Annotated in this window: 14 protein-coding genes; 5 read left to right on the top strand and 9 right to left on the bottom strand. The window is 44.5% G+C overall.

All coding sequences use genetic code 11. The features are described from left to right. Positions 1 to 7: 7 nt before the first annotated feature. From AC58QC_RS08210 to AC58QC_RS08190, 5 genes are all read right to left on the bottom strand, one after another. A complete protein-coding gene (locus tag AC58QC_RS08210) occupies positions 8 to 1834 on the bottom strand; it encodes an assimilatory sulfite reductase (NADPH) flavoprotein subunit (protein ID WP_497414716.1) in 1827 nt (608 codons plus the stop codon). Positions 1835 to 2226: 392 nt separating this feature from the next. Then, entirely contained in the window at positions 2227 to 2397 is a 171-nt protein-coding gene (gene sda / locus AC58QC_RS08205) for a sporulation histidine kinase inhibitor Sda (protein ID WP_082595238.1), read from the bottom strand. Beyond that, on the bottom strand, positions 2390 to 2557 hold the full coding sequence (locus tag AC58QC_RS08200; RefSeq protein WP_497263767.1) for a hypothetical protein: 168 nt from the start codon (positions 2555 to 2557) through the stop codon (positions 2390 to 2392). The genes sda and AC58QC_RS08200 overlap by 8 nt, the downstream gene beginning before the upstream one ends. Positions 2558 to 2755: 198 nt before the next feature. Continuing rightward, positions 2756 to 3025: a late competence development ComFB family protein gene (locus AC58QC_RS08195; RefSeq protein ID WP_497414715.1), complete on the bottom strand. Its 270-nt coding sequence runs from the start codon at positions 3023 to 3025 to the stop codon at positions 2756 to 2758. A 52-nt stretch (positions 3026 to 3077) separates the two neighbouring features. Beyond that, positions 3078 to 5780, bottom strand: coding sequence for a family 78 glycoside hydrolase catalytic domain (locus AC58QC_RS08190; protein ID WP_497414714.1), 2703 nt, complete (start codon positions 5778 to 5780; stop codon positions 3078 to 3080). A gap of 229 nt (positions 5781 to 6009) precedes the next feature. Here AC58QC_RS08190 and AC58QC_RS08185 point away from each other — a divergent pair, with 229 nt between their 5' ends. Beyond that, complete coding sequence (locus AC58QC_RS08185; RefSeq protein ID WP_497414713.1) at positions 6010 to 6519, top strand: metal-dependent hydrolase; 510 nt, start codon at positions 6010 to 6012, stop codon at positions 6517 to 6519. 49 nt (positions 6520 to 6568) lie between these two features. Here AC58QC_RS08185 and AC58QC_RS08180 read toward each other — a convergent pair whose 3' ends face one another. Continuing rightward, the gene (locus tag AC58QC_RS08180; RefSeq protein WP_497414712.1) at positions 6569 to 8320 is read right to left on the bottom strand and encodes a sensor histidine kinase; all 1752 of its coding nucleotides are present in this window, start codon (positions 8318 to 8320) and stop codon (positions 6569 to 6571) included. A gap of 270 nt (positions 8321 to 8590) precedes the next feature. Here AC58QC_RS08180 and greA point away from each other — a divergent pair, with 270 nt between their 5' ends. Next, positions 8591 to 9061: a transcription elongation factor GreA gene (gene greA / locus AC58QC_RS08175; RefSeq protein WP_497414711.1), complete on the top strand. Its 471-nt coding sequence runs from the start codon at positions 8591 to 8593 to the stop codon at positions 9059 to 9061. Between the two features lie 81 nt (positions 9062 to 9142). On the opposite strand, the gene murI is transcribed toward greA, so the two are convergent. The 3 genes from murI to AC58QC_RS08160 all read right to left on the bottom strand — a co-directional run bounded on the left by murI (position 9143) and on the right by AC58QC_RS08160 (position 11374). After that, entirely contained in the window at positions 9143 to 9916 is a 774-nt protein-coding gene (gene murI / locus AC58QC_RS08170; protein ID WP_497414710.1) for a glutamate racemase, read from the bottom strand. 30 nt (positions 9917 to 9946) lie between these two features. Beyond that, on the bottom strand, positions 9947 to 10717 hold the full coding sequence (locus tag AC58QC_RS08165; RefSeq protein WP_497414709.1) for a Cof-type HAD-IIB family hydrolase: 771 nt from the start codon (positions 10715 to 10717) through the stop codon (positions 9947 to 9949). 126 nt (positions 10718 to 10843) lie between these two features. Then, positions 10844 to 11374 (bottom strand): ATP-dependent Clp protease proteolytic subunit, encoded by a 531-nt coding sequence (locus tag AC58QC_RS08160; RefSeq protein WP_497414708.1) that lies wholly within the window; start codon positions 11372 to 11374, stop codon positions 10844 to 10846. 556 nt (positions 11375 to 11930) lie between these two features. Between AC58QC_RS08160 and AC58QC_RS08155 the strand changes: the two genes are divergently transcribed. From AC58QC_RS08155 to AC58QC_RS08145, 3 genes are all read left to right on the top strand, one after another. Further along, entirely contained in the window at positions 11931 to 13022 is a 1092-nt protein-coding gene (locus tag AC58QC_RS08155) for a lactonase family protein (RefSeq protein WP_497414707.1), read from the top strand. Continuing rightward, positions 13019 to 13333: an MGMT family protein gene (locus tag AC58QC_RS08150; RefSeq protein WP_497415154.1), complete on the top strand. Its 315-nt coding sequence runs from the start codon at positions 13019 to 13021 to the stop codon at positions 13331 to 13333. Before AC58QC_RS08155 ends, AC58QC_RS08150 begins: the two co-directional genes overlap by 4 nt. Before the next feature lie 181 nt (positions 13334 to 13514). Beyond that, on the top strand, positions 13515 to 14159 hold the full coding sequence (locus AC58QC_RS08145) for a transcriptional regulator (RefSeq protein WP_497414706.1): 645 nt from the start codon (positions 13515 to 13517) through the stop codon (positions 14157 to 14159). Positions 14160 to 14616: the final 457 nt, after the last annotated feature.

Below are 14616 nucleotides of genomic sequence, written 5' to 3'. Positions count from 1 at the left end.
TCCCGGTTTAATAAACATCCCGTTGATAACGTTTTTGCTGTTGCATGTTAGCCAAATATTGCACGGCTTCTTCGTTGCTTAATCCGCCCTCTTGCTCAAGAATCGTGAGCAGCGCAGCATTCACATCGTGAGCCATTTTCTTCTCATCACCGCAAATATAAACAACAGCGCCTTCTTGCAGCCATTGATAAACCTCGCGGCTCTTCTCTATCATGCGGTTCTGTACGTATACTTTCTGATCCGTATCACGGGAGAAGGCTACGTCTAATTTCGTAAGAACGCCATCTTTCAACCAACGCTGCCATTCAACTTGATACAAGAAGTCTGTAGCGAAGTGTTGATCCCCATAGAATAACCACGTTTTCCCATCTGCACCCGTCTCTTCTCTTTCTGCAAGGAAAGAACGGAATGGCGCTACGCCAGTACCAGGTCCAACCATGATGATAGCCGTTTCTGGGTTCTCAGGCAGCTTGAAGTTCGGGTTGCTTTGAATGTACACCGGCAACGCTGCACCCGATTGTGCGCGCTCAGCAAGGTGAACGGAGCAAACACCATAACGATTGCGTCCATTGGCTTCATAGCGCACGGCACGAACAGTGATGTGCACTTCATCCGGTGAAGCTTTGGATGAGCTCGCAATCGAGTACAATCGTGCAGGCAATCTACGAAGCACGGCTACGAATTGGCTAGCAGACACACCTTGTAAGGAGAAATCTTGCACCAAATCAAGTAAGTCCCGACCTGCAATGTATGATTTCAATTCGGATTCATTACCTGCAGCAACTAAAGCATGTAATTTATCGTTTGAAGTAAGCTTTGCAACTTGCTCTAACAAAGGTTTCGTCAATGTAGTGATTTCGTAGTAACGAGTAAGCGCTTCTTGTAACGGACGTTCTTCGCCATTTTTGTTAATAGCAACTGGCGTGCTTGCATTCCAATCCATCGCCTGAATCAATTCATTGACAAGACGCGGATGATTTTCCGGGAAAACACCAAGGCTATCGCCCGGTTCATATTGCAGATTGGAGCCCTCTAAAGAGATTTCCACATGGCGTGTCTCACGATCTGAGCCACGGCCATTCAAATTCAAGTTCTCCAGCACTTCAGCTTGGAACGGATTCGTTCTGGAATATTCCGACTCGGAAGAAACTGCACTTCCAACTACAGCAGCTGCGCCACCAACAGAAGCACTAGCCGATGAAGCGTTCAGAGCACCCAGTACACTAGACACCCAAGCCGCAGCAGGTTCATCAAAATCAACATCACAATCCACACGTTCAGTTAATGACTTCGCGCCAAGCTCTTGCAGACGCTTATCAAAATCCTTACCCGTTTGACAGAAGAATTCATAAGATGTATCGCCCAAGGAAAGAACAGCGTATCGAAGCTCTTCTAATTGAGGCGCTCTTTTACTATGAAGGAATTCGTAGAATGAGATCGCATTATCAGGCGGATCGCCTTCACCGTGTGTGCTTACAACCATGAGTAGGTTTTGTATCTTTTTCAGATTGTTCGGTTTGAAGTCGCTCATCGAGGAAAGCGTCACTTGGAACGCTTGCTCTTCTAGTTTTTTGGCTAGCTTTTTAGCTAATCCGTGGGAATTACCCGTTTGTGATCCGAATAGCACTGTAACTTCTTTAGAATTAGCCGGTTGACTAGCTACAGCCGTTGGTACGGAAGCAGCAGGAGCTGTCGCAGAAGTTGCCGAGCCTTGTTGAGCTGTTAGATAGCCGCTCAACCAAATACGTTGAGTATCCGTTAACGTTGGCAGGACACGGTTGAGCAATTCAACTTGCTCTTGGTTAAAAGGACTGTTTAAGACTTGTAGTTCCAACAAAATCCACCTCGTCAGCATGTATTGATAAGCTTTGCTATTTTTCGCACTATTTTTACTCTCCATTGAAACCTATCATAGTGCGCACTATAGGTCAATTAGAATCATCTTATGAGACTTATAAGGGGAATTGATATATGGTTAATTGCGCACTTTTCATGCAAAAAATGACCCCATTTCGGGGTCATTTTAACAATTCCTTACATATTTAGCCTTTTTACCGCTGCCCCTACGGTCATCGCCTATTCGACTTGTTCACTAAAGAGGACATAAACTAGTACATGTTCGTTCCGAAAACAAAAGATCCCCTACCGTGCAACGTCAGGAGCTACCTGTCCGTTACATTGTAAAGGATTCATACCTTTTTTTAAAATCACTACACACAGAGAATATTAACTCGTGCTTTCTAAACTGTTTTCACGGAATAAGCTAATCTGTCTAGCTTGAATTTCTAAAAGTAAAAACATGAGAAATTCCTTACTTAGCTTCATCCGGCTTGCATTTATATACGCATCAACAAGTGTGTCATTGGAGATGGCTTTCAGATTATCACGATCATTCATTGTGCATCAACCATTTCGGGTTTTCTTCAAGCATCGACATCATTTTTTTCATCGATTGTTGGATTTGTTCATCGGAGGGCAAGCATATATTGCCATAAGATTGCTGTACAACATCTGTTAACACCGAATCAAAAATGCCATTAAACTGCTCTGAATTCACTGGAACCCCTCCTGTTTTTCATTTATTTGGAAATTCTTATTTCTATCTTATCTTGAAGTACGCAAGAATACAGCGCATTTTTTTTTGCATCTCTTACCTGTTTTTTTTCTATAATATGTAATTTTATTTGCATTCAAGGAAAAAAGGCATGGAAAAAAACCAGCAACTTCACAAGAAGCTGCTGGTTTCACTAATCAGTTATTCACGATGATGCTTGTTACACTCAACAAAACTAGATGCTTCCATCAGTTCACGCATGACGTCAGAACGCAACTGTTGATTCGTAAATTCACCTTTTACAAATAGGTGCCCCTTCTCACTGGAGGTATACCGTGGCGGAACTCGGTTCAGCACGATTGCCAAGATATCTTCTTGGCACGTTGTACAATTACATTTCAATTCATAGTTTCTCCGAAACTCATCAAACAAGTGAGTAACCACGGTTTCCATCGCGTTGATGACAGCCATCTTGTAACTCTCCTTCTAGGAACCTTCTTTAGGTCTATTATACTCGATAAACCTAGAATGACAAAGAGTAGGAGGTAGAAGCATGAACTCGCATTTGATAGATACCTGAGCCAAGCTCGATAGATACATGACCTTCTGACTCGCTAACCGCTTCAATGCCTGATACTGTTTCTAGCATTTGACCATTGCAGGTCACAGACGATAAAGCCGTCTCACATAAGATCACTTCTCCGCTAGTATTCGATGGCAGCTGGAACGTATAACTGACGGCGCCATCCTCTTCAATTGTCCACTCACTGCGAACCACACCATAATTCGTGATGAGAGATGCCTTGGCATACGTGAGGCCAGAATCTGGGCGAGGTCGGAAGATCACGCGTTTGTATCCTGGCTCCTGATCATCCGAATCCAAGCCCGCTACTTTCCGATATAGCCAATCGCCAATGGAACCGTAGGCATAATGATTGTAAGAATTCATATCGTCACTCCAGAACGTACCATCCGGCTTGATGCCGTCCCAGTGCTCCCAAATTGTCGTAGCCCCTTGATGAATGGGGTACAGCCATGAAGGATAGTCTTCTTGCTGAACAAGCTTTACTGCCACGTCATGATAGCCACTCTCCGATAGTACATGACACAGATATGGTGTGCCGACAAAGCCTGTGGTCAGATGGTACTTTTGCTCCTTCACATACTCAGCGAGGGTCGCCGCTAAGCGTTCACGTGATCTCCCCGTTACAAGTCCGAACATCAGCGGAAGCACATGGGCTGTCTGCGTATGTCCAGCTAACCTGCCGCTTGGTGTCACAAACTCAGCTGTAAAAGCTTCCACAATGCGTTCATAGAGCGCTGAGAACTCAGCGACATCCGCTTCGCGTCCTAGTACTTCCGCTGTTTTGACAAACAATGAAGTCGAATACGCATAGAAGCAAGTCGCAATCAAGTCTTTAGGTGTAGCACCGATATAACTACCCTCTTTGGCATCCAGGCCTAGCCAATCGCCAAAATGGAAGCCCGTTTGCCACAAGAATTCATTCTCTCCTTGCTGACGCATGTAGGTAACCCATCCCTTCATACTGTCATACTGCTCTTCTAGAACTCGTTTATCCCCGTAAACCTGATAGAGTGTCCATGGGCAAATAACCGCCGCATCGCCCCACGCTGCTGAGGAATGGTCTTTCTCATTCAGGACGTGCGGGATTACGAAGGGAACACCTCCATCCTCGCGTTGGTCCGCTTTCAGATCCCGTAACCATTTGCTGAAAAAGAGAGCCACATCATAGTTAAAAGCAGCAGTACGTATAAACACCTGTGCATCCCCAGTCCAACCCAACCTCTCGTCACGCTGCGGGCAGTCTGTCGGCACATCAAGGAAATTACCCCGCTGTCCCCACACAATATTACTTTGCAGCTGATTCAGCAGCGGATGAGAACATTCAAACGTCCCCTTGGCCGCCATATCCGTATGAATAACCAGCCCTGTGAAGCATGCAGCGTCGAAAGCTGCATCCTGAGGCCATCCCACAACTTTGACATAGCGAAAACCTTGGAAAGAGAAATGCGGCGCATAGAACTCCTCACCTTGACCTTTACACACATAGGTAATCGTTTGTTTCGCCTTACGCAAGTTCCCAATATAGAAATTGCCTTGAGCGTCAAGCACTTCAGCATGAAGCAAATCGATGCGTGTACCCGTAGGTAGGGTTACTTGCATCCGTACTTTCCCTACCATATTTTGACCAAAATCAAGCACAGTTTCGCCTAACGGGGTTTTAATTACAGCAACAGGCTTCAGCTGCTCAGTCACACGAGAAGGCTCATTCTCCTGCATAACGAGCGTTTCCTTTCCATAGTTCAATTCAACTACAGGAACCCATGCCTGATCCTCATAATTAGGCAGGCTCCAGCCCGAAATTTCTAATCCAGCATCGTAGATTTCACCATGATATAGCTCTGACATCCGGACAGGTCCGAGAGAAGCTCGCCAAGAGGAATCACTCGTCACGACCTCTTCAGATCCGTCCTCGTAGACGATATGCATTTGCATGAGAAGCGCTCTTACGCTTCCAAAAATATGCCTCTGATTTTCCCATGCAAGGTTCCCTTTATACCAACCATTCGCAAGCACTGCGCCAATTGTCTGAATCCCTCGCGTCAGCCTATCTGTAACATCGTAAGACTGAACCTGCAAGCGATGCTTGTAGCTAGTCCAGCCAGGTGTAAGCTCCCAATCGCCAACTCGAACACCATTTAGCTCCAGCTCGTATACACCGTGACATGTGGCATAGATCATCGCCTTGCGGATCGGCTTGCTCAAATGGAAGTCTTTACGAAGATAGTAGGCTTCTTCCGCATCTGGATCTAAGCTCGCTGGATCAGGTGTGATCCATTGCGCTTGCCAATCCGCAGCCTGAAGCTGCCCCATTTCCCAGTAAGCGATTTCACTCCAAGCTGATTCAAGGCCGGACTTGCTCCAAACTTTAACTCGATAGTAATAACGGGTTCGCGGCAGAAGCTCAGGACCTTCGTAAGTAATAAGTACGGATTGATTCGAAGCGATTCGAGCGGTATCCCAAACCAAGTTCCCTTGTTCGAAGTTACTTGATTGTGTGCTCACCTGAATACGATATGCATCTTGAAGAGTAGCGTTGGCATCAGCTTCTAGCTGCCATGTAAAGCGTGGCTGGAGAGTGTCCAAGCCGACTGGGTTGACTCGGTATTCACAATACATAGCTGAAATTTGAATAGAACTCATGGGCTTCTCCTCCTAGAGACACAGACCATCGTGTGTATGTGCGTACAGCTTTTTTTGCACCTTTACGTTCTATTGTAAAGTATCCCGCCCGTTCATTTTATGGTGTATGCTGACATTTACACAGGGCAAATACGACATTTACTAATTTATTTGGCGATACCCTTAATTTCCAAGATCAAATCGAATAGTATAAAGTTATATCGAACTCATAGATAGGAAGGCGTTAATAATGCTGCAAAAAACACACAGTGTTGCTGGAATGATTGCTGCCGAGCTCGTACTCATTCATGGCGACATCAGCTTTTTCACTTGGGATGCCGCTGGCTCTCTTTTACTCGGTTGCTTGGCAGGCACTTTAGCCGATGTCGATAAGCCTGGTTCAACCATGGCAAAAGTTCTTTTCCCTTTATCTGCTCTCCTGCATGTTTTGAAAATCAAACATCGTACATTGACACACTCTCTGTTATTTATGGGGTTGCTTGCTATGATCAGCATACATCTAAGCCCTTTATATTTCTGGGTATTCATCCTAGCCTACGCCTCACATGCTCTCATCGATCTGTTGAATGATCGAGGCGTACAGCTCTTCTGGCCAATCCCGCTCAAAATCCGACTACTCCCCAAATGGATGGCCATCGACACAGGCTCTGCGAGTGAAACCGTATTTCGTTGGTTTTTATTAGTCGCATGTCTCGCTCTTCCCTTCTGGAACTATGTATTGCCGTACTTGCCTTACTAAACAAACAAAAAAATCGCTTATTTGGCTGTCCAAATAGCGATTTTTCTTATTATTGCATAGGTATCGTCAGCAGGAAGCAGATGAAACCTTCCTCCACCTTAACCTCAATCGTTCCCCGATAATACTCTACACGTTCCTTGACCACAGGAAGACCAAGCCCTTGATGTTCGCCATCCCCTTTGGTGCTATAGCCGATTGTGAACAATTGCGCATCATCCTCGAGATTAAAAGTAGGATTCACCCGATTCTTCACAGAAATCTTCACATCGTTCGATTCCTTCCACCCACGGACGGAAACTTCTCGCTCTTCAATTGGAAATTGGTTAGCCTCATCAAATGCATTATCAAGGAGATTCCCAATAATCTTCACTAGATCTACCGATTTAACCCCTAGCGATAACCCATCAAGTCCCGTGAATTCATAGGTAAAAGCAATTTTGGTTCGCATGGCGAGCGTAAGTTTCGATTGAATCAATGCCGCGATAGCTGGCTGCCCAATCCGAATAATATCATTGACTTCATTAATTTCCTCAATCAATTCTTCCATGTATCGCATTTGATCTTCTTTATTACCTTTGGACAAAAGCGCGTACATTGTTTGCACATGATTTAGGAAATCATGACGTTGGCTTCGAATCGTTGCAAACATGAGGTCAACATTCTGAATATACATCTCTTGCGTGGTCTGGACTGCCGACTCTCGTGATTTTGTAATGAATCCAAATACCAAAAAGACGAGTATACAACTGAATACAGTAAACAAAATGATGATAATTAGGACGCGAATGAGTTGGCCATTTAATGTGTTTTGAATGGCATGATAGTCTGTAACTATGGTAATCACATAGGGAACTTCTCGCTGAACTTCGGTAGATTCCTCTCTAACAGGCACATAAACAAATGTCTTTAGAATTGGATTGCCATTGTAGTTTTCAACCACACTTATAGGCTTATTACCCTCAATAGACTGTTTGTAATGAGTCAAATCGCTCACATTAATGATGCTATAGCTGCCAAATAGAAGCGGACGATCATACACGGAGATGTAGGTTCCACCGTCAGATCGCTTATATTCCTTCGGCTTTGTGCCAAAGGTTACCCCATTTAGCCCTGAAATTTCCATGATATCGGGATTGGCCGCAATTATTTTTTTCACAATCGTGTCTGTCCCGACAATATCCTTAAATTTCTGAATCTTATCGGCATTCACAAACACACAGATAATATAATTGGTAGTTCCATCGTAATAATAACCAAATTTACTCACATCACTAGAACCAGAAGCAGGCACTTCATAAATTCCTGTCCAGAAATTCGGAAGACTCTTTCCTTCAGGAATGATCACATTCTGGTATTTTAGAAGTTGATCAAAAGCGGTGAACCAATATCCAAATGATATTGTGCTTGTTAAAGTAAGTTCCTTGGGCTCCGAAGATTTAGCAACCATGATATCATTGCCTATGCCACTTCGTTTCATGAGCGATATACCGTCAACACCTGTTAATTTGGCAAGTGAAACGAGTTGTTCATTCGAAACTTTGTCTATATCTGGGTTCAGGCCGCTTTTGGCAATGAGAGCGGCAGAGCGCAATTGCTCCCCGATCATATCCTCCACGAAAAAGGCTCCCACTTCAGACTGCTCTATGGAAGTTCGGATTTGATTCGCCGTAGACGCCATTCGATCTGACAGCGCCTGCGTTAACAGCGTTTTGGTAAACCAATAATAAGACGTATTGTTCGTAACTAATAACAATATAACAATAGTTAAAGTGATATAAATGACTCTTATGTTAATTCTCATGAAGTTTTTCACACTTTCCCTATATTGTAAGATGGAAATTACAAGTGAAATTAAATTTTTTTGATTTCAGTTTAACCTATCTCGCAGAAATTGCTCCCACGTTATGTTAGTATAGTAGCTGAAGTAAGTGTTGTCCATCAATTATTATGCAGACTTTCTTTCATTTGGTAATATTGGGTAATCATAATTAATTGCTTATGTCAATTGCTTTACTTGTCTCAAGGACTTTAGTAGTATAGCTAATATCGAATGAAACGAGGTGCTTTACTTTTGTCCAATGATGAAATCATTTTGACCCCTGAGGGTTTGCGCAGTTTAGAGCTAGAACTTGAAGATTTGAAAACAGTGAAGCGTAAAGAATTAGCAGAACGTATCAAATTAGCAATCTCCTACGGCGATCTAAAGGAGAACAGCGAATATCATTCTGCGAAGAACGACCAGTCTTTCATGGAAACACGTATTCTTACGATTGAACGGATGCTCAAAAAGGCGAAGGTCGTGAAGAATACCGGCACATCCAAAGTACAAGTTGGCTCCACTGTTATATTGAATGATGTGGAATTTGCCGAGAAAATCGAGTACAAAATTGTTGGTTCTCAAGAAGCAAATGTCAACGAAAATAAAATTTCGTATGAAAGCCCGCTTGGGATCTCCCTCATGAATAAGTCGGTTGGCGATGTGATCAGTGTGAACGCACCAATGGGCGTTATTAGCTACGAGTTGCTCGAAATTCGGTTATAAACAACGATAAAATTGAACAGTCACGCAGCAAATTAAAAAGCAGTCAGTAACTAGAAGCTCTAGTTACTGACTGCTTTTCTTTTACTTTGCGGCTTGGAGGAAGGCTAACGCCTTTTCCATCTTCTGTATGTACACAGAATTCGAGCTGGAGCACATCCATTTCACATGCGCATTCCCCGTTTCGAGCAGCTGGTCGGCATCCTCAAGTACCTTCATTAAGCGATTTACGGTACCTTTACTTCCATCTACAATTTGAATGTGACTAGGTAGTATTTCACTTAAAATCCCACTATAAAATGGATAATGTGTACAGCCAAGCACGACTGTCCCGTAGGCGCTTAGATCAAATGGAGCCAATTTGGCCTTGAAATAGTCAATCACCTGCGGGCCTTCAAGGATGAGATTTTCACAAAATTCCACTAGCTCCGGCAGAGGAACTGAATCTACCATCCCCATATCATCAATACGGGATACTAGCTCTCTGTATTTCGCTTGCTGAAGCGTGAGCTGCGTAGCGAATACAAGCACTCTTTTGCCTGATGACCGATTCATCTCCAGGGCTGGCTTCACTGCAGGCTCCATCCCAATGATGGGGAGCTTGTAGGTTTTCCGCAACTCTGCAATCGCGATACTCGTTGCTGTATTACAGGCGATCACTAGCGCCTTAATTTCATCTTGAATAATGGCATCAACCGATTGTTTGACGAAGGTTAGAACCTCATCTTTCGATTTAATACCATAAGGTACATGCGCTGTATCTGCAAAATAAATATAATCCTCATGAGGCATTCTCTTCATGGCTTCATTCAGAACCGTGATTCCACCTAGACCTGAATCAAAAAATGCAATTTTCATCCTATTCACCCTGTTTAGTATCGTTCTGTCTTAAAGAAGTCCTGCCGTGATAAGACCGTTGCGTACGCCTTCTTCATCCACATGTGTTGTCACATGATCAGCATAAGGCAATAGATCTTTGTGCGAATTGCCCATCGCAATGCCGAAACCGACATAGGATAGCATCTCCAAATCATTCAAACCGTCTCCGAAAGCTACGGCATCTTCTGGCTTCAAGCCTACCAACTCCAGCATCGCGGCGATGCCTTGTGCCTTGGACCCGCCAGCAGGCAACACATCCATCGCATGTTCGTGCCAACGAATCAGTTTAAAATCCGAAAGCAGCCCCTCATACAAATGCTCATCCTTCGCTTCACAGTGTAGGAAGATCTGATAAATATCGTTTGACTTCCAGAAATGCGGATCATAGCTTGGTAAATCTACCTTCAACGAGGATACGGAGCTGTTCACAAAAGGATGATCCTCTGCATCCGTCGCAAACGCGTGCTCGCCTTCAAATACGAGAGAATGCTGGTGAGTTGCTGCCAGCTCAACTAGCGCTTCAATCGCGCTTTTCGCAATTACGCGGTGGTAAAGCGGCTCGCCTTTGTAGACCGCATATCCGCCATTTAAACATACATAGGAATCAATGCCCAGCAGCTCAGCTAGTGGCTTAATGAAATAAGGAGCTCGTCCCGTTGCAATAACGGGTTCGATCCCGCTTTGTTTCAGTTGGTGAATGGCCTTAACAGTGCTTGCCGGCACCTGCTTGTCCTCATTGATTAACGTGCCGTCAATATCAAAAAATACAATTTTGTACACAGTAGGGTTCTCCTTTTCATTCGGGGCAGCACCTGCCGCTCCTTCTCTCTTTCTCTCAATTAAACACCAAATGCCGAGAAAAAACAAAGAAAAAAGAGAATCCCTGCGGCTTCTCTCCAACCTTGCCTATACGATACTGTCAATGATGCCAAAGGTCAACGCCTCTTCCGGGCTCATATACCAGTTCCGTTGATGCTCCTTCACACGAGCCAGCTCTTCGGCTTGCAGATTCGTTTTGGACAAAATACATTCATCATAGATGTCTTGCAGACGCTGTGTTTCATCCACTCGATTCTTCAAATGCTCCAAATGTCCATCAATATGTGTGGAAACGGAGTGATACATAAAAGTGCTCAATCTACCAGCGTGCCGTTTGTGTCCGCTAACAGCGATCAATAGGCTCATACTTGCTGCAAGTCCGTACACATAAGTGTGAACAGGCGTTTTGCTGTTCTCAATCACATTGATAAGACCAAAGCCATCATATACGCTGCCTCCGTTACTATTAATGATCAGATCAATGGGCAGGCGTTTAAAGTCCTTTTCCTTCTTATCTTTGTCATCATCAAATTGATTAATTTTTATAATTTGCTCGACAATCAGTTTCACTGAGGTCTTATTGATGCCATCGAATAGATAAAGGGTTCTGTCAATCATAACATGCCTCCTGTCCGTATGGCCTTGTATTACAGTAGTCTATTCTAAGTTTTTAAACTTTGTAACTCTTTGAGCGCTGTTTTCAGATTTTTGGGCGAAACGGGTTGGTAACGGAGCGGTAATATCCCACCGCTCACTAGAAGCTAACCACACGACGCCACACGAACCAGGCTTGAAAAAACTACTTGATTGGCAACGCACCATTTGCATTCGAGTAGTTAACGGAACGTCGTTCCGCTATTTAGGGGAATTTGAGTGATTTCGCCGAGTTACGGAACGTCGTTCCGCTAATCTCGTGAAATCCGGGTCAAACGGGCAAATACGGAGAAATAGCGGACTATCGTTCCGTTTCTCAACGAAAATACGCGTTTTCGTGGAAATAGCGGAACTACGTTCCTTATGAGAGTTCATTCGCCAATATCACACCTCTACCCACCACTAGCTAATTTATCTAGATCTAGTCACATCCTTCCCCATCATCCCCCAAACAGTTGCCCATACGATACGGATTTGAGATAATGCTCATAGTGAAATTAGATGAATGGGAGTGACATCCGTGGACAAGCAGCAACAGACGAAACAAACTTTAGCCTTTATTGGATCTTACGCCGATGCGAAGAATCCGGGGGTGTATACGGCTCAATATGATGCAGAAACGGGAAGTTTAGCGCTTACCCACAACGTATCTGGACTGCAAAATCCAACCTTTCTTGCTGTCGATGCAGTTAATTCCAGACTATACGCATTAGGTGAAGGTGTTGGTGCGGAGGGTCAAAAATGTGGAGCAGCATTTGCTTATACGATCCAGCCCGAAACAGGTGAATTAACGCTGCTTAATCAGGAAAACACCTTGCCTGCAACAACATGCCATATCCAGTTAGACAACACGAATCAAGTTGTGATGGTGACTAGCTATCATGGTGGTATGGTTGGCTTATCCCCAATTCTGGCAGATGGTCATCTGGGGACAACTTCGGATATCCAACAGCATCACGGTTCAAGTCTGCTTCCGGTACAGGATCGCCCGCGTGCACACTCTGTTTTCGTAGATCGTGCAAATCGCTACATTGGTGCCTGTGATTTAGGACTTGATAAAATTATCTTATACAAGCTTGATCTTGCTGCTAAACGCCTTGTACCACATGGGGAAGTATCTGTTACACCTGGTTCAGGGCCTCGTCATTTTGTCTTCCACCCGTCCTACAAATACGGATATGTGATTAACGAACTTGGTTCTACGGTTACAGCCTTCAGCTATGATGAGGAACAAGGTAAACTGACAGAAATCCAAACCATTCCAACACTGCCAACCTCCTACAATGGCGAAAATAATGGGTGCGCAGACATCCATGTCTCACCAGACGGACGTTACCTTTATGGTTCCAACCGTGGACACGATAGCATCGTGGTTTATGCTATTGACGAGCAAACAGGCAAACTCACAGTCGTGGAACATGCTCCAACCCTTGGGAAACATCCACGTAATTTTGGGATTTCGCCTGATGGACGATTCGTCCTTGTTGCGAATAAAGACTCCGATAACATCGTTAGCTTTGCGCGCGACGAAGCTACTGGAAAGCTAGTCCCAACAGGCAGTGTGCTTGAGATGTCGCAACCAGTGTGCATCAAGTTCCTTCCAGTACAATGACGCCTTTTACGGAGAGGGCTCTCCAAGTCATACGATCCATACCCGAAGGAAAAGTGATGACATATGGACAGGTCGCGAGGCAAGCTGGAAGCCCAAGGGCAGCGAGGCAGGTTGTTCGAATACTGCATGCGATGAGCAAAAAGCACCGTCTCCCCTGGCACAGAGTCCTTAACGTCCGTGGCGAAATCGCGATTCAGGATGATGAGGGTGCGCAGCTGCAGCGGTTTTTGTTGGAATCTGAGGGTGTTCATGTTTCGGATGAGCAGACTGTTTCTCTAGTAGAGTTTCAGCTTCAAACGGATGAAGAATGAAGGTTTCTCAACATCTTTTTCTGGTAGCACAATCAGCCCCATTCAAGTATACTAGTGTAAAATAATCAGGTCGTGAAGCACACGCCGCTTTCATCATGGTTTCTGAGGGGACATTCCTTTCAGAGACCTTGATGAGAGCGGCGTTTTGTTTTGGGAGTAGCAAATGGAGGGTTAGAATACGATGAAGTTTGAGCAAGCATTTGAAGCTTTTATGGCCAAACAAATTGAAAATGAGACTAACAAGCGTAGACGGGAACGATTAGAACGTGGGTTGGGACATGCTGAAACCGAATTTCTTCGATCCATATGGTATCCAGCCGTTGGAAACTTCAACGACTTATACCCAGAATGGGAGGTTCGTGACTTTGCGAACGGCTACCGTTACATCGACTTTGCTTATATGCCAGGGAATGCCCAAGGCTCAATCGAGATACAGGGCTATGGCACGCACGCGCGAGATCTAGAGCTTTGGAGATTCAAAGATCTTTGCATCCGCCACTCCCACCTAGCACTAGACGGCTGGCTAGTTCTCCCTATTGCGTATCCCTCCATAGTTGAGTCCCCGAAACAGTGCCAGCAGCTCATTCTTTCACTTATTGGCAAATTCATCTCAACAGACGTCCCTTCGACGCTCCCCTGGCTAGAAAGCGAAATTATTCGCTTCGTTAGAAGAAAGCTCCGCCCCATTAACGCTTCAGAGGTATCCGAACATCTGAAAATCAGCACCAAGCACACGAGAACACTCTTACACCAATTGACGGATCAGCAGCTTTTAAAAGTAGCTAGCGGAAATGTGAGATTGCGCAGCTATCAGCTAAATTTGTAATTTCTAGAGGCCAGCACCGCGACAGTTTGAAATACTCAACCGAGATACGGAACGTAGTTCCCTTATTTGGCTTCAAAAGCACAAAAGCAGAAAGTTACGGAACGTAGTTCCGTTATTTACATGATTAATGGATGAATCACTGCATTTTCCGCGAAATAGCGTCCTCTCGTTCCGCAATTTCCCTGGAATCGGACAAAATGATCAAATAGCGGAACCACGTTCCGTTTCTCAGCGGGCAAGGCTGGGCATAGTGGGAAATTGAGTAACTAGCTTGTTCAAGTGACTAGTGGCAATGTGAGATTGCGCAGCTATCAGCTAAATTTGTAATTTCTAGAGGCCAGCACCTGAGATACGGAACGTAGTTCCCTTATTTGGCTTCAAAAGCACAAAAGCAGAAAGTTACGGAACGTAGTTCCGTTATTTACATGATTAATGGATGAATCACTGCATTTTCCGC

Source organism: Paenibacillus sp. J22P51 (assembly GCF_059692215.1).
This window is presented reverse-complemented; position numbering and strand designations above follow the sequence as displayed.